This window comes from Amaricoccus solimangrovi, assembly GCF_006385685.1.
GTDB lineage: Bacteria > Pseudomonadota > Alphaproteobacteria > Rhodobacterales > Rhodobacteraceae > Amaricoccus > Amaricoccus solimangrovi.
Genome location: NZ_VFRP01000022.1, coordinates 53,297 through 72,517 on the forward strand (window position 1 = coordinate 53,297; position 19,221 = coordinate 72,517).

At 71.0% G+C, this 19,221-nt stretch carries 14 protein-coding genes; 7 read left to right on the forward strand and 7 right to left on the reverse strand.

Going from position 1 to position 19,221, the window contains the following annotated elements; genetic code table 11:
* Positions 1 to 158 precede the first annotated feature (158 nt).
* Both FJM51_RS17825 and FJM51_RS17830 read left to right on the forward strand, forming a co-directional pair.
* On the forward strand, positions 159 to 1,805 hold the full coding sequence (locus FJM51_RS17825; RefSeq protein WP_140455487.1) for a GMC oxidoreductase: 1,647 nt from the start codon (positions 159 to 161) through the stop codon (positions 1,803 to 1,805).
* A gap of 51 nt (positions 1,806 to 1,856) precedes the next feature.
* The gene (locus tag FJM51_RS17830; RefSeq protein ID WP_140455488.1) at positions 1,857 to 2,828 is read left to right on the forward strand and encodes an aldo/keto reductase; all 972 of its coding nucleotides are present in this window, start codon (positions 1,857 to 1,859) and stop codon (positions 2,826 to 2,828) included.
* Here FJM51_RS17830 and FJM51_RS17835 read toward each other — a convergent pair.
* Together FJM51_RS17835 and FJM51_RS17840 are read right to left on the reverse strand one after the other, a co-directional pair.
* Positions 2,806 to 3,849 carry a glycosyltransferase gene (locus FJM51_RS17835; protein ID WP_140455489.1) on the reverse strand — a complete coding sequence of 348 codons (1,044 nt, stop codon included), beginning with the start codon at positions 3,847 to 3,849 and terminating at the stop codon, positions 2,806 to 2,808. The two genes, FJM51_RS17830 and FJM51_RS17835, sit on opposite strands and share 23 nt — an antisense overlap.
* A gap of 69 nt (positions 3,850 to 3,918) precedes the next feature.
* The gene (locus FJM51_RS17840) at positions 3,919 to 5,004 is read right to left on the reverse strand and encodes a glycosyltransferase family 2 protein (protein ID WP_181164614.1); all 1,086 of its coding nucleotides are present in this window, start codon (positions 5,002 to 5,004) and stop codon (positions 3,919 to 3,921) included.
* A 427-nt stretch (positions 5,005 to 5,431) separates the two neighbouring features.
* Here FJM51_RS17840 and FJM51_RS17845 point away from each other — a divergent pair, with 427 nt between their 5' ends.
* Positions 5,432 to 6,391, forward strand: coding sequence for a hypothetical protein (locus tag FJM51_RS17845; RefSeq protein WP_140455491.1), 960 nt, complete (start codon positions 5,432 to 5,434; stop codon positions 6,389 to 6,391).
* Between the two features lie 144 nt (positions 6,392 to 6,535).
* Here the strand turns inward: FJM51_RS17845 and FJM51_RS17850 are convergent, their stop codons facing one another.
* The 4 genes from FJM51_RS17850 to FJM51_RS17865 all read right to left on the reverse strand — a co-directional run bounded on the left by FJM51_RS17850 (position 6,536) and on the right by FJM51_RS17865 (position 11,862).
* Entirely contained in the window at positions 6,536 to 7,882 is a 1,347-nt protein-coding gene (locus tag FJM51_RS17850; protein WP_140455492.1) for a hypothetical protein, read from the reverse strand.
* A gap of 11 nt (positions 7,883 to 7,893) precedes the next feature.
* Complete coding sequence (locus FJM51_RS17855) at positions 7,894 to 8,478, reverse strand: polysaccharide biosynthesis/export family protein (RefSeq protein WP_140455493.1); 585 nt, start codon at positions 8,476 to 8,478, stop codon at positions 7,894 to 7,896.
* A 142-nt stretch (positions 8,479 to 8,620) separates the two neighbouring features.
* Positions 8,621 to 10,987, reverse strand: coding sequence for a tetratricopeptide repeat protein (locus tag FJM51_RS17860; RefSeq protein WP_181164615.1), 2,367 nt, complete (start codon positions 10,985 to 10,987; stop codon positions 8,621 to 8,623).
* A gap of 185 nt (positions 10,988 to 11,172) precedes the next feature.
* Positions 11,173 to 11,862: a sugar transferase gene (locus FJM51_RS17865; RefSeq protein ID WP_140455495.1), complete on the reverse strand. Its 690-nt coding sequence runs from the start codon at positions 11,860 to 11,862 to the stop codon at positions 11,173 to 11,175.
* A gap of 668 nt (positions 11,863 to 12,530) precedes the next feature.
* On the opposite strand from FJM51_RS17865, the gene FJM51_RS17870 reads away from it, so the two are divergent.
* The 3 genes from FJM51_RS17870 (at position 12,531) to FJM51_RS17880 (ending at position 16,075) form a co-directional block, all read left to right on the forward strand.
* Positions 12,531 to 13,364 (forward strand): ExeA family protein, encoded by an 834-nt coding sequence (locus tag FJM51_RS17870; RefSeq protein WP_233713174.1) that lies wholly within the window; start codon positions 12,531 to 12,533, stop codon positions 13,362 to 13,364.
* Between the two features lie 83 nt (positions 13,365 to 13,447).
* A complete protein-coding gene (locus FJM51_RS17875; protein ID WP_140455497.1) occupies positions 13,448 to 15,163 on the forward strand; it encodes a GumC family protein in 1,716 nt (571 codons plus the stop codon).
* Between the two features lie 45 nt (positions 15,164 to 15,208).
* Positions 15,209 to 16,075, forward strand: coding sequence for a CpsD/CapB family tyrosine-protein kinase (locus FJM51_RS17880; RefSeq protein WP_140455498.1), 867 nt, complete (start codon positions 15,209 to 15,211; stop codon positions 16,073 to 16,075).
* 55 nt (positions 16,076 to 16,130) lie between these two features.
* On the opposite strand, the gene FJM51_RS17885 is transcribed toward FJM51_RS17880, so the two are convergent.
* Entirely contained in the window at positions 16,131 to 17,360 is a 1,230-nt protein-coding gene (locus FJM51_RS17885; protein WP_140455499.1) for a glycosyltransferase family 4 protein, read from the reverse strand.
* A 430-nt stretch (positions 17,361 to 17,790) separates the two neighbouring features.
* Between FJM51_RS17885 and FJM51_RS17890 the strand changes: the two genes are divergently transcribed.
* A partial coding sequence (locus FJM51_RS17890; protein WP_140455500.1) for an O-antigen ligase family protein occupies positions 17,791 to 19,221 on the forward strand: 1,431 nt, incomplete at its 3' end.

The following is a 19,221-nucleotide window of genomic DNA, read 5'->3' on the forward strand; positions in this document are numbered from 1 at the left end:
GGCTTCTGGACAGCGGGCGGAATCCGGGGCTAGATCGCGGAGGTTCGCCGGCGCTCGCTCCGGTGTCTCTGGTCAAGCGATTGGGTAATGAGTGACATGATCGGGCCCGTTTCCGCCCCCATCCTTCCCCCGCCTTCCCGCCGATCGGTCGCCCGCGCATGATCGAGTCCGCGCCCTCCTTCGACCGGCTGCGCGATTTCGCCGCCGACATCCATGTGATCGGCGCGGGGCCGGTCGGCCTCCTGACCGGGCTCGCGCTCGCGGAGAAGGGATTCCGCGTCCTGATCCTCGAGAGCGGCCGGGAGAAGGCCGATCCGGCGATCACCGCGCTCTCGGAGGCCGAGAGCTACGATCCCGACTACCACCACCGGCCCGACATCGCCTCGGCGCGCCGCCTCGGCGGCACGGCCAATCTCTGGGGCGGGCGCTGCCTGCCCTTCGATCCGATCGATTTCACCGACCGTCCCTGGCTCGGGCTCGGCGCCTGGCCGATCTCGGAGGCCGATCTCGCGCCGCATCTCGCGTCGGCGATCGAAGGGCTGGGCGCGGGCAGGCCGGTCTTCACCGAGGCGCTCGCGGGCGTCGCCGCCGATCCCGCCTTCGCCTTCGAGACGCTGGAGCGCTGGAGCAACACGCCGCGCACGCAGGCCATCCATCGCGCCGCGCTCGAGGGCCGCGCGGATCTCCTCGTGGCGCTCGGCGCGACGGCGCTCGGCTTCGATTACGACGAGGCCGGCCGGATCGGTGCGATCGATCTTCACCTGGAAGGGGCGGGGCGGGAGCGGCTCGCCGCCTCGCGGGTGATCCTCGCCGCCGGCGGCAACCAGGGCACGCGGCTCCTGCTCGCCGAGCAGCGGCGCCGGCCGGAGCTCTTCGGCGGGCCCGAGGGGCCGCTCGGGCGGTTCTACATGGGCCATGTGAACGGCTCGATCGCCGACATCGTCTTCGAGAACCGGACGCTGCACGACGGGCTCACCTACCATGTCGATGCCAACGGCTCCTATGTCCGGCGCCGGATCACGCCAAGCCGGGGGACGCAGGAGGCGGCCGGCATCGGCAATGTCGCCTTCTGGCCGGTGGTGCCGCCGATCCTCAATCCCGAGCATCGCTCGGGGCCCCTCTCGGCGGTCTTCCTCGCGCTGACGGTGGGACCGCTCGCGCGCAAGCTCATCGCCGAGCCGATGCGGCTCAAGCACGCGGGCCCGCCGCCCTATGCGCGGGGGCCGCATGTGATGAACGTGCTGCGCGACCTGCCCGCGACGATCGGCTTCGCGCCCGCCTTCCTGTGGAAGAACCGGGTCGCGAAGATGCGGCTGCCGGGCTTCTTCCTGACCAATCCCGGCCGGCGCTACGCGCTCGAATACCATTCCGAACACCTGCCCGCGGCCGAGAGCCGGCTCACGCTCGGGGAGAGCACCGACCGGCTCGGCCTGCCGAGGCTCGTGCACGAGTTGCGCTTCTCGCAGGCGGACGCGGCCTCGGTGATCGCGGCCCACGAGGCGCTCGAGGGCTGGCTCACGCGCAACGCCCTTGCCCGGCTCGACTATTACGAGCCCCCCGAACGGCGGGCGGAGAATGTCTTCGCCGAGGCCAAGCACGGCACGCATCAGGTCGGCACGACCCGGATGGGCTTCGACCGGACGAGCGCGGTGGTCGACGCCGATTGCCGCGCCTTCGACGTCCCGAACCTCTTCGTGGTCTCGACCGCCGTGCTGCCGACCTCGAGCCAGGCCAATCCGACGCTGACCGCGGTCCAGCTCGGCCTGAGGCTCGCGGAGCATCTGGCGCCGCGCGGGGGCGCCTGACCCCGGGAGCCGAGGCCCGGGGATTCTCGCGGGAAGAGAGAGGAGAGAGACATGCGGCGGATCATTCTGGGCGGGACCGGCATCGAAGCCTCCTGCCTCGGCTTCGGCTGCGCCTCGCTCGGCAGCCGGGTGCCCAGGGAGGAGGGGCTGCGCGCGCTCGCGGCGGTCTTCGAACAGGGGGTCGACTGGCTCGACCTCGCGCCCGCCTATGGCCGCGGCCAGGCCGAGACGATCGCGGCCGAGTTCATCCGGGGACGGCGCGACCGGCTCCGGCTCTGCACCAAGGTCGGGCTCGCGCCGCCGAGGAACGCGGGCGGGCTGAAGGGGCGGGTCATGGGCGCGGCGATGCCGCTCGCGCGGAAGGCGATCGGCGCGGTGCCGGCGCTCCGCGGCCTCGCCCGCGCCTCGGGGGCGACGGCCAATACCAAGCTGCCGCTGACGCCCGAACTGCTGCGCGGCTCGCTCGAGCAGAGCCTCGCGCGCCTCGGCACCGACCATGTCGATCTCTACGCGCTGCACAACGCCGAGGCCGCGGAGATCGCCCGCGACGACATCCTGCGCGCGCTCGAGGAGATCCTCGCCTCCGGCAAGGCCCGGGCGGTCGCGGTGGCGACGAGCCCGGAGGTGGCGGAGGCTGCGATCGGCCGCGGCGCGCCCTTCGGCGTGGTCCAGCTCGCGCTGCCCGACCCGGGCCGGCCCGACATGGTCTTCGCGGCGGCGCGTGGCTCGGGATTCGGCGCGATCGGCCATTCGGTCTTCGGCGTCGAGGGGGCGCTCGCGGGGCTCGAGGCGCGGCTCGGCGCCGATCCCGTCGCCCGCGCCGAGGTGCTCGCGGCCGCGGGCGTGGACCAGCCGCGCGCGGCGCTCGGGAGGCTGCTGCTCGCCCGCGCCTTCGCGATCAATCCGGAAGGCATCGTGCTCGCCTCGATGTTCTCCGGGCGCAGCCGGTCGGAGAACATCGCCATGGCCGGGGCGGCGCCGGGAGACGCCGCCCGCGCGCTCATCGACCGGCTGGCGGCTTGACCAGGGTTCCGGCCCCCGGCGTGCCGCCGCTCGCCGGACCGTTTCCGATCTGGCTCGCGCGCCTGGCCTCGGCGAGCCAGCTTTCCTGACGCCGGAGCTTCAGCGCCTCGCTCTTCGCGCGCATCTCGGGCTGATGGGCGAGCGCCTCGCCGAGCGCGGCGGCGAGCGCCTCGGGCGTGTTCTCGCCGAAGAGCGCGGCGTCGCCGAACATCTTGCGCAGGATGCCGGTATCCGAGAGCACGAGCGGCGAATGCGCGCCGAGCGCCTCGTTCGCGACGCTGAGCTGGCAGTTGGTCCGGCTCGTCACCCCGAGCACCACATTGGCCCCGGCGAGCAGCGCCTCGAACTGCCCGATCGTCAGATAGTCGGTGAAATGGACGTTCGGGGGCGCGTCCTTCGTCAGGCCCTGCGCCTCGGCCTTCCACTTGCGGCCGGTGATCTTGAAATCGACCTCGGGCAGCAGCCGGGCCGCGCCCATCACCGCGGGGAGCGGCAGATGCTCGTCGGGATTGAACGAGCAGGGCACCAGCACATAGGGCCGGGCATCGGGAGCGCGGGGCGCCGCCGGCGGCAGATCGAGCATCGCCGGCGGATCCTCGAGCACGCGGACGAGTTCGGGCCGCACGCCATGCGCCTCGACCACGCCGCGCATCTCCTCGTTATGGACGAGCACCCGGTCGGAATGGTTCAGCACCCAGGTCGCGGCGGGAAAATGCACCCAGGGCGGCAGCATCGAGGCGTTGTGGCAATCGACGATCAGCCCGTAGCGCCTGGTGAAGGCGCGAAGCCCGAGCAGGATATGCGGCACCAGGCTGGGGGGCGACTGCACCCAGACCACGTCCGGCTTCTCGGCGAGCACGATGCGGATCGTGCGCCAGGCCTGGAGCAGATAGCCGAACGGCTTCAGCCATTTCCGCGACACCGGCGGCGGCAGGTAGTAGAGGTCGAAATCGACGTACTGGTTCATCGATTCCGCGCGCCGCTGGAAATCGATCCAGGTGATGTAGATCTGCTTGCTCACGGGTGCCGCCTGCTCCTCGACTCAAGGATACCTTTTAAACGCGTTAGCTCGTCTTCCGAAGCGGATAGCCTAGTTTCGCCGGACACCGCCACCCGTCGCGGGCGGGATGAGCGGGAAACCGTCGCGCCAGGCGGCGCGGTTGTCCCAGACCGCGGACCAGCGGGCGGCGGCGGCGTGGAAGCGCGCGTCGCCGGTCAGCCGGGCGGCGAGCCCGCCGGTCAGCTTGCGCGTCAGCGGCCAGATCCGGATCATCCCGACGCCGAGCGGCCGCTGCCAGGGCCTGAGGTGGCGCCGCGCCAGCGTGATCCGCGCCTTGAGCTTCAGACTGTCGCTCGAGAGCTTGGGCGAGGAGGCGCCGCCGAAATGGATGATCTCGGCCTCGGGCGTCATCCGGGGCCGCGCGAGGCCCCGGTCGCGGGCGCGCCGGCAGAGATCGGTCTCCTCGCCATACATGACGAAGGAGAGGTCGAAACCGCCAAGCGCCTCCCAGAGGTCGCGCCGGATCAGCAGGCAGCAGCCCATGATCACCCCGACCTCGCGCTCGCTGTCGCGCGCCCAGGAGCCGTAGTATTCGGGATTGAACAGCGCGCTGCCCTTGAAGACCACCGAGAGCCCGGTCAGCCGGCAGAAGATGCTCCAGAAGGTCTGGTCGTCGAAGGCGCAGGAGGGATCGAGCCGCCCGTCGCCGGTCAGCGTGCGCCCGCCCCAGATCCCGGCCTCGGGGGTCCGCTCGGCGAAGGCCATGAGCTTGTCGATCGCGCCGTCGAGGATCAGCGTGTCGGGGTTGAGCAGGAGCAGGTAGTCCCCCCGCGCCTCGCGCGCGGCGATGTTGTTGCCCTTGGCGAAACCGTGGTTCTCCGCGCTCGCGATCAGCCGGACATGCGGATGGGTCCCGGGCGGGAAGGCCTCGGCGATCGCCTCCGCCGACCCGTCGGGCGAGACATTGTCGAGCACGATCACCTCGTGGGGCGTCCGCGTCTCGGCCTCGATCGAGCGGAGGCAGTCGAGCGTCATCGCCTTCGTGTTGTAGCTGATGACGAGGATCGAGAGCCTCGGCGCCGCGGCCGCCCCGGGGGCGGGGGATCCGGGCGGGACGGGCGCGGTCGAAACCTCGGCGGGGACGGGGGAGGGGAGAACGGCGCTCGACTCGGTCATGGACATCCTTGATTCCGGCGCGACGCGGCGCGGCCGGCCGGTACTCGATAACAGGAAACACCCCGAACGGCCATCGACGGCCATCCGACGGGACGCGCCCGCCGGAACGGACGGGCTTTTCACGCCCCGGGCGCGAATCTAGAAGAAAACAGGATGGAAAGGAACGGGGGGCGGAGGATTCCGCCCTTCGGGCGGCGCGCGCGCCCCGGAGGGAACGGAGAGCCCGCTCCGGGGTTGTTGTGGCGGGAAAGCCTCACCCGCGGGGAACGAGGAAGGGGTGAACGGATTTTATCTTTATTTTTCAGTAATAATAGGCGGTTTTTCTCCTATGGGGTTTTCAGGGCTCCACAGGCAGGAAAAACGAGCGAAACATGAGCCAAGGCAAGAGTAGGGAGACGCTGGCCGAATTCGGGAAGGACTATCTGGTATGACCTCCGCAGTGATGAGTGCTGAATTCACCGCGCCGTTCAGTCCGGCCCTTGTCGTGCCTCTTCCGGAGGTTCGCCAGTGGCGGATCCATCTGGGCGCGCACAAGACCGCGACGACCCATCTGCAGAATACACTGACCGAGATCCGGCCGCGCCTCGTCGCGCGCGGCGTGGACCCGATTCCGCTCCCGGCGCTCCGGCGCGCCGGGATCGCCCAGGCGCTGAACGAGCGACGCCTCGCGACGCGCCTGCCGATCCTGCGCGGCGTGATCGCCAAGCGGATCCTGTGCGAACTGCTCGATCCCCTGCGCGAGGGGCCCGAGACCGTGATCCTTTCGGAGGAGAAGCTGCTCGGTTCGCCCCGGCGGGTGTTCTCCGATCCGATCTATCCGATGGTCGAGCATATCGTGCCGACGCTCGCGACGCTGGGCGGCCGGGCCGATGTGACGCTGTTCCTCTCGATCCGGAACTTCGCCGGACAGCTCGCCTCGACCTACGCGCAGGAGCTTCGCGTGCTGCCGCCCCCCGAGGGCGGGTTCGAATCGATCCGCGCCCGCGTGGTCGCCAATCCGCCGAGCTGGTTCGATCTCGCGCGGCGCATCCGCGCGGTGGCGCCGAACGCGCCGCTGCGGATCTGGCGGCAGGAGGATTATCGCGCCCACAAGCGCGAGATCCTGTCCGAGCTCGCCGGCTGCGATACCGGCCCGTTGCCGGAACTCGCCGATCCGACGCGCACCAAGTCGCCCTCGCTCGAGGCCATCCGCGAGGCCGAGGCGCTGCCGCGCAACCTCTCCTCCCCGGAACGGCGGCGGATCGTCGACGCGATCTTCGCCAACGCGGGCGAGGGCACGCGCTTCGCACCCTTCTCGAAGGAGGAGGAGGCGATGTTCGAGGCGCGCTACGTGGCCGATCTGGCGCGGATGCGCGATCTCGATCCGGAAATGCTGATGCGCTTCTGAGGCCGTCGCCTCGCCCCCCGGATATCCGGGGGGCGGGCCTTCCGTCCCGCTTCCCCTCGGAAAACGGAAAGGGCCGGATCTCCCCGCGCGGGGAAGATCCGGCCCTTTCCGTTTTAAGGCGCCTCCCTCGCGGGATGCGCAGGCTCAGCGCAGCACGTCGAAGGCGCGCCCGATCTGGAAATAGACCGCGTTGCTCGAGGCGTTGGTCGGATCCTCGTCGCGCGACTGGTAGGTATAGCCCATTTCCGCGCTGACATAGGCCGTCAGATCGTGGCTGTAGGAGGCGGTCAGCGCCATCCGCTTGATGTCCGGACCGGCGGTATCGTTCACCCCGTCCTCGACATCGACCTGGATCGCATAGCTGAAATCGACGCCGAAGCTCGAGACCTCGTTGATGTCGCGCACCAGCTGCAGGCCGGCGCCGGTCACCCGGGCCTCGTTGCCGCCGCCGCTGCTGCCGGTGTAGTTCTGGAACACGCGGCCGGCGATCCGTCCGCGCGGCAGCGCGTAGACGCCCCGGATGTTGCCGAAGAACCGGTCGGTCGGCGCCGCCGTGGTCCATTCGCCGTTCCCGGTCAGGACGAAGTCGGGCAGAATGTAGCGGAAGTTGCCGTTGACGCCGGGGCCCGAGCTGTTGTCGGTCGTCTCGCGCTCGCCGTCGACGAGGTCGGTGCGCTTGCGCTTGGCATAGTCGATCCCGGCGCCGAGCGTCAGCACCTCGGAGGGCGTGTAGATCACGCCCGCCCCGACCTGGCCGCGGTCAAGCTCGGTCTTGGCTTCGTTCTCGGCGTTGTAGTTCAGGTAGTCGAGCGTGATCGAGCTCGCGAGCACGGGCGTCAGCTGCAGGTTCCAGGCGCCCTGGCCCTGCAGGGTCGTGCGCGCGACCTGGTCGGGATCGTCCTCGGTATAGTCGATCCGCGTGCCGAGGAAGCGCAGCTCGTAGCTCGAGCGGGTCGCGGTGCCCCAGACGACGCCGACATCGGCGTCGTAGCGCATCTCGCGCGAATTGCCGCGCAGCTGGTTGAGGTCGTCGGGCGTCCCGTCCGGGATCGCCGGATCGGGATCGATCGTGTAGTCGACCTGGCGCTGGCGATAGGTGAAGATCGCGTTGAAGACGCCGTTCGCCCATTCGTTCTGATAGCCGAGATTGGCCGAGGTCGGCGAGGCGAGGACGAAGTCGAAATCCTCCTCCGCCTCCCAGAGCGCGCGCAGGCCGGTGTTGAACCCGAGCGCGAAGCTCTGGTTGTCGGTCTGCCTCAGGTAGTCGACCGCGAGCCGGGTATCGGCGTAATAGGTCGTCCCCGGCGAGGGATCGTCGAGCCGGTAGTTGTCATTGGCCTCGAACCGCTCGGAGATCGTCGCCGAGAGGCTCGATCCATCCGGGGGCGTCTCGAGAATGGCCTGGGCGAAGGCCCCCCCGGCCGAGCCGGCGAGCAGCAGGGCCGTCAGCGAGGGGGCTCCGATCGGGGGAGCCTTGAAGGCGCGGCGCATCAGCCCATGCCTCACTCGAAGAGGTGGCGTTCGGGGACGACGATCACATCGCCTTCGCGCAGGGTGATCATCGACTGGACCGCCCCGCCGTTCTCGACGGCGTTATAGTTGAAGAGGAACAGCCGCTCCTGATGCGTCGCCGGATCGGTGCGGCGCAGCTGGATGCGCTTGGAGGCGGCGAAACGGTCGAGCCCGCCCGAGAGCGCGATCGCCTGCAGCAGCGTGGTTCCCGGCTTGACCTGGACCTCGCCCGGAGTGGCGACCTGGCCGAGCACGTAGACCGGGAATTCTCCGGCGGCCTCGTCGACGGCGACGACCGAGACGAAGACGCTCGGGCGCACGGCGAAATTCGGCGCGAGGCGGTCGGCGATCACCTTCTCGACGCTGTCGACCGACTGGCCGGCGGCGGTGATCGTGCCGGCGAGCGGCACGGAGATACGGCCGTCGGGCAGGACCAGCACCTGCCGGTTCAGCGTGTCGTCCTCGAGAACGGTGACGGTCAGAGAGTCGCCGGGCTGGATCCGGTAATTGGAGCCTTGGGCGAAGGCGGGGCTCACGACGCTCGCGAGCATAAGGGCGAATGCAATCGGTCTCATATAATACCGCCTCATCTTGCTGGTTGGCTACGTTTTAACCACGGTTCCGCGACCAGCCGAAAGGCAAAACGGTTCCGGCGCGGCCGGCCACCGCGATTTGACCGGCGGGGCGTAGTCATTCTGCAACAGATCGCGCCCGCGCTCAGCCGCCGCTTCCGGGCCCGGCCGGCGGGGTGGCGCCGGGCGAGGTGGGGGGTGGCGCGAGCCGGGCGCGGACGGTTGCGATCTCGGGCAGCGGGGCGCCGGCCTCGGCCGCGGCGAGCGCGCGGGCATAGCTCGCGCGCGCCGCCTCGGCGCGGCCGAGCGCGTGTTCCGCCTCGGCGCGGTGGAACCAGGTCCGCGCATCGCCGGGATCGGCCTCGGCCGCGGGGGCGAGCCGGGCGAGGGCGCCCGCCGCGTCGCCCCGGCGGAACAGGATCCAGCCATAGGTGTCCTGGAAGGCGGGCACGGCGGTATCCGCGAGATCGCGGGCGATCGCCTCGGCGCGGGCGAGGCTTTCGTCATCCGCGCGCGCGGTCGAGAGCAGGCTCGCGAGATTGTTCGCGATCACCGCCGCCGCGGGATCGCGCGCGTGGAGCCGCTCGTAGAGCGCGATCGCGGCCTCGGTCTCGCCCCGCCGCTCCAGCGCCGCCGCCCGGGCGACGAGAAGCAGCGTGGCCCCCTCCGCCGTCCCGCCCGGGGCTTCCTCCGCGGCGGCGATCCCCTCCGCGAGCACCCGGTCGGCCTCCGCCTCGCGGCCTTCGGCGCGCAGGAGATCGGCGAGTTCCAGCCAGCCCCGGGCGAGTTCCGGCCGCTCCAGCGTCAGCGCGCGGGCGAGCCGTTCCGCCGTCGCCGCGTCGCCCGCGCCCCGCGCGAGCGCGGCCAGCATCAGCCGGGCCGCGGGATCGGCGGGGTCGCGCGCCACCGCCGCCTCGAGCGCGCGGCGCGCGCCCGCGGCGTCCCCGGCCGCGAGCCGGGACCGGACGCGGGGCAGCAGCGCCGCCGGATCGGGGTCCTCGGCGAGATCCTCGAGCAGGGCGGCCATCCGTCCTCCCGGATCCTGGCCGCGCAGGCTCGCGAGTTCGAGCGCCGCCGCCTGTTCCGGCGCCCCGGCCGCGGCGAGCCCGGCCGCGGCCTCGGCGGCGCCGCTCCAGTCGGAGCGCGCGACGCGGATCCGGCCGAGCATGGCGAGCAGGTCGGGATCGCCGGGCGTGGCGCGCAGCGCGGCCGTGATCACGCTCTCGGCCGGGCCGGGCTGGTTTCCGCGCATCAGGAAGCGCGCATAGGCGAGGCTCGCGCCGGGGGCCTGGCGCGAGAGGTCGACCGCGCGCGCGAACCGCTCGCCGGCGAGGCCGGTATTGCCGGCGCGCTCCTGGGCGAGGGCCATCAGCGACATCACTTCGGGATCCTCCGGCGCCCTCTCCTCGGCCGCGCGCAGGTCGCGGATCGCCTGGCCGGGGTCGCCGGCCTCGATCGCGAGCCGGGCGCGGAGCGCGAGCGCGCCGGTCAGGCCCGGATCCTCGGCGAGCACGCCGTCGAGCAGGCGCCGCGCCTCGGCGGCGGCTCCGGTCCCGGCCAGCATCCCCGCCAGGGTGAGCTGGCCCGCGCGCCGCTCGCCGGAGGGTTCGCCCCCCCCGGTCAGCGCGCGGAGCGCGGCGATCGCTCCGGCCTGATCGCCCTGGTCGTAGACGAGCCCGGCGCGCAGGCGCAGGAAGGGGCGGGGATCGGGCGCCGGCGTCCCTCCGCCGGCGGTGATCCGGTCGATCTCGCCGATCGCCGCCTCTGGCCCGCGGTGCCGGATCAGGAAGCTCACGAGGGCGCCGGCGGTCCCGGGATCGGCCGGGGCGCGCGCGCGCGCGGCGCGCAGCGCCGATTCGGCGCCGTCGACATCGCCCGCCCGCTCGCGCAGCCCGGCCTGGATCAGGCGCAGTTCCCCGTCCGCCGGCGCGGCGGCTACCGCGGTCCCGGCGAGGGCGAGCGCCCCGGCGGCGTCGCCCGCTTCGATCCGCTCGGCGATCAGCACCCGATGCGCCCGTCCCGTGCCGGGGGCGTCGCGGATCACGCCCCGCGCCGCCTCGACTGCCCGGGCGCGGGTCTCGGGGCGGGCGAGATCGAGCGCCGCCGCGACGCTCCGCGCCTCGGGATCGGCGGGATCGATCCGGAGGGCCTGGGCCGCGGCCTCCCCGGCGGTGGCGGCGTCGCCGGCGTCGAGCGCGAGCCCGGCCGCGGCGCGCCAGGCGGGAAGGGAATCGGGCGCGGCCTCGGCGGCGCGCAGATACTGGCGCAGCGCCGCCGCTTCCTCGCCGCGCGCGCGCAGCAGGTCGGCATAGGCGAGGCGCGCCCCGGCATGGGCGCCGTCGAGCGCGAGCGCGGCGCGGAACTCGGCCTCGGCCCCGGCCGCGTCGCCCGCGGCGAGGAGCGCGCGCGCCTGCTCGTAATGCGCTCGCGCCCGCTCCCCGGCGCCGTCGCAGGCGCCGAGGCCGAGCGCGGCGAGCAGGAGAAGGAGCGGGCCGGTGGGGAAGGAAGCCATGGAACCATCGTCCGGGTAGATGCCGGCGCCCCGGCCGGCGGCTGTCATCCCGGCAGGATAGGGGTGTCGGGGCCCGACGGAAAGCCGGGGAGAAGAGGCCGCCCCGGCGCCGGACGCGGAAAGGCCCGCGCGGAGGCGCGGGCCTTCGGTGGAAGAGGATCCCCGGGGACGTCCCGGGCCGCGCCTCAGTAGCCGGTGCCGCGGAGGACGACCCAGACGGTGGCGCAGAGCACGAAGACGTCGGTCGGCAGCGACAGCCGGCGCGCGTATTGCGCGTCATAGGCGGCGCGGCCGGCGAAGGAGGTCTCGTTGCGGTCCGAGATCTGCCAGAAGCCGGTCAGTCCGGGCCGGAGCCGGTAATAGGCGCGCCCCGGATAGAGCGGCGCCTGGTCGGGCATCATCGGCCGCGGGCCGACGAGGCTCATGTCGCCCCGGAGCACGTTCCAGAGCTGCGGCAGCTCGTCGAGCGAGGTCTTGCGGATGAGCCGGCCGACGGCGGTGATGCGCGGATCGTTCTTGAGCTTCTGGTGCTCGGCCCATTCGGCGCGGGCCCGCGGGTCGCGCGCGAGATGGTCCTTGAGCTCGCGCTCGGCATCGACCACCATCGAGCGCAGCTTCCAGATGCGGAAGATCCTGCCGCCCCGGCCGATCCGGTCCTGGCAATAGAAGGCGGGACCGCCGTCGCGCTTGACGAGCAGGCCCATGATCAGGATCACCGGCAGCACGAAGGGCGCCGCGAGCAGCACGGCGAGGATGTCGAAGAGCCGCTTGAAATAACCGCGGTAGAGCCTGACCCGCTTCGCGGGGCGGGCCGTCTCAGCATAGGCGGAGCCGGTGCCGGTAAGACCGGCGTCGAGTTCCGAGAAATGTGCCATCAATCCACCCAGGCCACGAACCAACTCACAAAAGACACGTCATGACGCCCGAGCGACTTGAACGATGGGATCCGGCGCCGGAATGACCTCCGAAGGTCACTCGCCCCAGCCCTAGTCCCGTGTCCCCTCGACGTTTCCCCAGAGGCTTTGATCTTTGGGCGAGCTACCCCTCTCACCGCTCGGCATTAAGACATCTTTGGGGGGGAAGCTCAATAAAAATTTCATGATCTTTGAAGGGCATCCCTGAGTGTTGCGCGCCCGCCGCGCCCCGCTCCGGGAGCGTGGCGGGTTCCCTGGCGCGGCGCTCAATTCCATGTGAGCCCGGCCGTCGCTCCTGTGACATTCCTGTCGCGTTCGGCGACGAATCGTCGTCCGGCGCGGGAATTGTGCCCGAATCCGGGGCAGGCGCGCGGCGGCGTGCCTGTTAACTCATCCCGCGGCGCGGTAGGCTGTAACCTCGTCTGAAAAATGGGGATGCCATGGATCGGCGAAATTCTGTATGACGCTCTCGCTTGACGAGCACTTGCGTTGACTTGACGCCGGGTCCGCCGCCTTCTGGGGTCTGCTGGTCCGGGGGGCCACCGCGGCCTCACGCGGCTTTCAGGAAGACCTCGGCCCGGGCGGACGCGACGCGCGCGGGGTGGTGTGGGATGGGTATGGCGAGTACGTTGTCGATCTACAATGAGCATTTCGGCCTGGCGGAGCGGCCGTTCACGCTGCTGCCCGACCCCGACTTCCTCTACTGGTCGGACAGCCACACCCGCGCCTATGCGATGCTCGAATACGGCATGCTGACCCATGCGCCGATCACGGTGATCACCGGCGAGATCGGCGCGGGCAAGACGACGCTGCTGCGCCACCTGCTCCGGAGCCTGCCCGAGGAATTCACCGTCGGCCTCATCTCGAACGCCCAGGGCAACCGGGGCGAGCTCCTGCACTGGGTGCTGATGGCGCTCGGCGTGCCCACCGAGGAGGGGGCCTCCTACGTCCGGCTCTTCGCGCAGTTCCAGGAGTTCCTGATCGAGGAATACGCCTCCGGACGCCGCACGATCCTGATCTTCGACGAGGCGCAGAACCTCTCGACCGAGACCCTCGAGGAACTGCGGATGTTCTCCAACATCAACGCCGACAAGGACGAGCTGATCCAGCTCGTGCTCGTCGGCCAGCCGGAGCTGCGCGACCTGATCGCCCAGCCGCGCCTCGTCCAGTTCGCGCAGCGCGTCTCGGCGGAATATCACCTGCCGGCGATGACGGCCGAGCAGGTCCAGGCCTATGTGAACCACCGGCTCGCGGTCGCGGGCGCGGATCGCGAGATCTTCACGCCGGCGGCCTGCGAATGCGTGCATCAGGTCTCTGGCGGCGTGCCGCGGCTCGTGAACCAGATCTGCGACTATGCGATGGTCTACGCCTATACCGACGGGGCGAGGCTCATCGACGCGGGAATCGTCGAGCAGGTCGCGGCCGACCGGCGGATGCACGGCAATCTGAAGATGGTCGTCTGACGCCCGGGGCCGGGGAAAGGGTTCCCGGGCCAGGCGAGGGATGATGCGAGGGCCGCGCGCCGGCGGCCGGAACGGAACGGTTGATGGTTAATCTCGATCTGAAATTCTACTGGGCGGTCTTCTTGCGGCGGCTGCCGTATTTCCTGGTGATCGCCGCCTTCGTGTCCGCGCTCGGGCTGACGGTGGCGATGCTGCTGCCGCCCACCTACACGAGTTCGGCGAACATCCTCGTCGAGCCGCAGCAGTTCTCCGAACAGGTCGCGCAGACCACCGCGCCGGTCAATCCCTACGAGCAGGCGCAGATCATCGAGCAGCGGCTGATGACGCGCGCCAATCTCTCGACGCTCGCCCAGCGGATCGGGCTCTACAAGGACGTCGACCCGCCGATGACGGAGGGCGCCCAGATCAGGGACATCGTCGACCGCATCACCTTCATCGGCTTCACGCCGGACGTGACGCGGGGACCGGGCGAACCGGGCGCCACGATCCTCGGCGTCTCCTTCGACGCGCCGACGCCGGAATTCGCGAACAAGGGCGCGAACGAACTGGTGAACCTCGTGCTCGAGGAGAACCAGAAGATCCGCGCGGGCCGCGCCAGCGACACGCTCACCTTCTTCCAGGCCGAGGTCGACCGGCTCGCGGGCGAACTCGAGAAGCAGAGCGACAAGATCGCGAAGTTCAAGACCGACAATTTCGAGGCGCTCCCGGACAGTCTCGAGGAGCGGCGCCAGCGCCAGATCCTCGAGCAGGAGCGGCTGATCGCGCTCGAGCGCGAGGAATCGGACCTCAAGAACCAGCGCGCGACGGTGATCTGGGTGTTCCAGCGCACCGGCCGCTCGGCGACCGCCGCCGCGCTCAGCCCCGAGGAGACCCAGCTCGACGCGCTGCAGAACCAGCTCGTCCAGCAGCGCACGATCTACGCCGCCGACAGCCCGCGGATCCGGATGCTGGAGGGCCAGATCGCCGCGCTGCAGAAGCTCGTCGACCAGCAGCAGGCCGCGCGCGCGGTGCCGGGCGCCGACGGCGCGGCGAAGCCGACCTCCGAGCTCGATCTCGAACTCGCGCCGATCGACGCGCGGCTGAAGTTCATCCAGGAGGACAAGGCCTCGATCCAGAAGACGCTCGACGAGCTCAACGCCTCGCTGCAGGCGACGCCCGCGAACGAGCAGAAGCTCGCGGCGCTCGAGCGCGAGCTCACCAACATCCAGAACCAGTACAACACCGCCGTGCAGAACGCGGGCCAGGCCACGGTCGGCGAGCGGATCGAGGTGATGTCGAAGGGCGAGCGCTTCAGCCTGATCCAGCCACCGGCGACGCCCTCGCTGCCCTCGAGCCCGAACCGGCTCCTGATCTCGGCCGCGGGCGTGATCGGCGGGCTCGGCGCCGGGCTCACCTTCGTCATCCTGATGGAGATGCTGAACCGCTCGATCCGCCGGCCGGTGGAACTGACCTCGAAGCTCGGCATCCAGCCCTTCGCCACCGTGCCCTACATCCGCACCCCCGGCGAGGTCCGGCGCAAGCGGATGCTGTTCGGCGGCGTGCTGGCCTTCATCCTCGTCGTGCTGCCGCTCACGCTCTGGCTCATCAACAGCTACTACATGCCGATCGACACGCTGACGGCCGAGACGCTCGAGAAGGTCGGCGTCGCGCCCGGGGAACTCGACCTGCCCGACGGCGGGACGGAGGACGGGACGGCGGTGGAGGGAACGGCCGGAAGCCCGGCCGCGCCCACCCCCGGGGCGACCACGCCCGGCACCGCCCCCGGCGCGCCTTCGGGCGCCCCCGCGGGGACGCCCTGATCCCCGCGTTCCGCGCGTCGTCCGAGTTTTTTGAAAGAGAGATCGATGGAACGTATCCAGGCCGCCATCCAGAAAGCCAAGGAACAGCGCGGCGAAGCCCTGGCCGCCGGTGCGAGCCCGGCCCCCGGGACGGCGACGGGAACGGGGCATCAGGCCGTCGCCGCCGCGCGGGTGGCGCGCAGCGGCCTCACGCCCGCGCCGGGCGCGGGCCAGGGCTGGGGCGAGATCGCCGCCTTCGAGCCCGATCCGCGGCTCATGGCGCGGAACCGGATCGTGACCTTCGCCGACGCCGATCCCGCGCATGTCACCTATGACATGATGCGCACGAAGCTCCTGCGCGCGCTCCGGCAGAACGGCTGGACCTCGGTCGGCATCACCTCGCCGACCCAGGATTGCGGCAAGACGACGACGAGCCTCAACCTCGCCTTCAGCCTCTCCCACCAGCCGGAGGTGCGCACGGTGCTGGTCGACCTCGACCTGCGCCGGCCCGCGGTCGCGAAGCATCTCGGCCTCTCGACGCCGCAGTCGATGGCGAGCGTGATGCGCGGCACGCGGCCGGTCGCGGAGAACTTCGTGCGCTACGGCGACAATCTCGCGATCGGCACCAATGCGAGCGGCATGCGCGATTCCGCCGAGCTCCTGCTCAATCCGGCGACCGCGCAGGGGGTGGCGTCGATCAGGCACGCCTTCGCCCCCGACGTGATCCTCTACGACCTGCCGCCGATGCTGCAGAGCGACGACGTGATGGCCTTCCTGCCGCATCTCGACTGCGTGCTTCTCGTCGCCGCCTCCGAGAAGAGCCGGCTCGACGAAGTCGACAAATGCGAGCAGGAACTCGCCGAGCAGACCCAGGTGCTCGGCGTCGTGCTCAACAAGTGCCGCTACGGCGGCGAGGACTACGGGTACTACTGAGGGCGGGCGGCGCGCGCGCCGCCTCTCCCCAGCGCCCGGCCGGGCGGGCTCACGCTCACGCGTTCGGCGGCGCCCCCTCGGCGAGTTCGCGGAACCGGGTCTCGTAGAGGTCGAGATTCCTCTCCACGCCATAGGTCGTCTCGACGAAGCTCCGCGCCCGCGCCGAGAGCGCCGGCAGTTCCGCCTTCGCCGCCGCGATCTGCATGAGCCGCGCCGCCCAGGCCTCGGGCGTGTTGGCGACGCGGTAGCCGGTCTCGCCCTCGATCACGTAATCGGGCAGCGGCGCCACGTCGGAGGCGAGCACCGGCAGGCCGAGCATCATCGATTCGAGGATGATCTTGCTCACCCCTTCGTGGTCGCAGGGATGGCAGAGCAGATCGGCGCCGCGCATCATCTCCCAGAGCGCCTCCCGCGGCGCGAAGGGCCGGATCTCGACCCGGGAGCCGAGGCCGAGCGCGTCCAGCCGGCGGCCGAGCGGCTCGCGCGCCGGCCCGTCGCCGATCAGCGTGGCACGGAACGGCAGCCGGTCGCGCAGAAGCCCCAGCGCCTCGACCAGCAGGTCCTGCCGCTTCTGGGGCGGTGTGAAGCGCGTCGCGCAGAGGATCGAGAGCCCCGGCTCCCCGGAGGGGCCGCGCCAGCCGTGCGCGGTAGTGCCGGCGTCGACCCCGATATCGGCGAGAAAGCTCGCCCGGGGCGCGAAGCCGAGGCCCACCTCGCGCGCGCTCGCCTCGACGAGATCGCGCGAGGCGGACGAGAGGTAGTTGACCGCGTCGACCGCGTTGAAGAGCGCGCCGATCCGCGCGGCCCGCGCCGGCCGCGCCCGGATCTCGTCGGCCCAGCTGACGCCGGCCATGCGCATCACGATCGCCATGCCGCGCTGCTCCGCCGCGCGCGCCGCCAGCGCCTCGGCGAGGAAGTCGAGTTCGTAGAAGACATAGGCGACGTCGAAGCGCCGTCCGGCCGCGGCCGCGGCGCCGAGGAGCTGGCGCCGGACCCGGGCCCAGGCGGCGCGGTCGAAGGCCCGGCCGAGCGGGGTCTCCCGGAGCCGGGCCTTGCGGAACAGCCGTCCCCGGAAGCTGCGCCGGGGACTCGCGCAGAGCCGGACCCGGACGCCCTCCGCCATGAATTCGCGCGGCGCCGCGGTCGCGCCGGGATGGAGCGAGCCATAGGTCACGTCATGGCCGCGCGCCGCGAGCCCCTCGGCGATCAGCCGCATGGAATTCTCCGCCCCGCCGACGCGCGTGTCGAGAAAGGGCGATTGCTCGGAAAAAAACAGGATGTTCATCAGGACCTTGATTCGGCGACGGGGCAAGGGACGGGGCGCGCCGCGGAGGGCGGGCGGCCGGGGCCGGGACGGGAGACGCGGGAGACCGGATCGGCCGGCATAGAAGCGGATTCGCGCGGCCTTGCCAAGCGCGGGCCGGCCGGGCGGGGCACGCGCGAAAATCGGCCGCTTCCTTTACCATGCCGCCGGCGAGGCGCCCCGCGCGGGCCGCGGCTATGGTCAAATCGCCCCGGCCTACCTATAGTGAGCGCGGCCGGGACCGCCTGCGCGGATCCCTCGTGCCCCGTGGCGGTCAGGCCCGGGCGCGGGCGGGGCAGGGGACGGTGAGGGACGGCCCGGTCCCTGGTACGACTTGCTTTCATGTTGCTTTGGGTTGGGCTCCCGGATCGCGTAAATGGTGACTGAGGCTTCTCACATCGCGGGTGCCCCCATGGCTGAGACCGCCCGGCCGACGCGCCGCTATCTTCGGGACGACCGTGTCGTGCTCGACACCGATCGCGCGCGCGCCCGGGACGAGAGCATCCTCGGAATCGGCGCGGGCTCGCTGCTCGCCCTCTATGTCGTCTCGCTGATGATCCCGGCGGAATTCCACGCCGGACCGATCCGGCTCACCCCCTATACCGCGCTTCTGCTCGTATTCATCGTCCCGCTCTTCCTGCATTTCCTGCGCCAGGTGTCGGAGGGGACGAACCGGCTGATCCTGCTCGACGTCATGATGATCGCGCAGGTCGTGCTCACCGGACTGGCGATCATCTACAACAACGGGATCGGACGGGCGGTCTTCGTCGTCAACCAGACGGTCTCGCTCTTCGGCGGCTACATGGTCGGGCGGATCCTGATCCGCCGCACGACCGATTACGCGCTGTTCTTCCGCTGGTTCTTCTACGGGCTCGCCTTCTGGCTTCCCTTCGCGATGATCGAGCTCCTGACCAAGCGCATGCTCATCTCGGAGATCCTCGCGCATTTCTCCTCGCCGCTGCCGCGGGCGGGCAACGAGCCGCGGCTCGGGCTCAACCGCGTGCAGGCCTTCATGGAGCACGCGATCACCTACGGGCTGCTCTGCTCGGTCGGCATCGCGAACAGCTACTACATCCTGCGTGACAGCTCCGCGTGGCGCTACGTCCGGACCGGCTTCTTCTGCTTCATGACCTTCATCTCGCTCTCCTCGGCGCCGGTCATCGCGATGGGGCTGCAGATGATGCTGGCCGGCTGGGACCGGCTGTTCGGCGCGCTGCGCTACAAATGGACGCTCCTCGTCGTGACGGGGGTCGCGAGCGCCCTGGTCGTCCAGCTCGCCGCGCCGCACGGAATCGTCGGCCTCGTGATCGAAAATCTCGCCTTCGATCCCACGACCGGCTGGGGCCGGACCGAGATCCTCGAATACGGCTCCGCCGAGGTGGCGCGCCACCCCTGGCTCGGCATCGGCCTGAACGACTGGATCCGGCCCTGGTACAAGAAGCCCTCGGTTGACAATTTCTGGCTCGTGACGGCGATGCGCTACGGGCTGCCCGCCTTCCTGCTGCTCGCCGGCGGAATCGTGGTCCATCTCCTGACCATCGCCACGCGACGCCGGCTCGATCCGGTGATGACCGACTACCGCAAGGGCTATCTCATCGCCTGGATGGGGGTGATCTTCATCCTCGCCACCGTGCATATCTGGGGCGCGGGGCCGCTCTTCATCATGGCTTATCTCGGCGCCGGCTCGATCTTCTACACCGGGCCCGAACTCGAATCCGGCACCGCCTATCGCCGCCGCCGGGCCCTCGCCGAACAGGGTGCCGAGCGGCGCCTGGGCGCGCAGGGAGGCGCGCGGCCCGCGCGCGGCGGGCCGCGCGCGCAGACGCCCGCTGGCGGCGCCGCG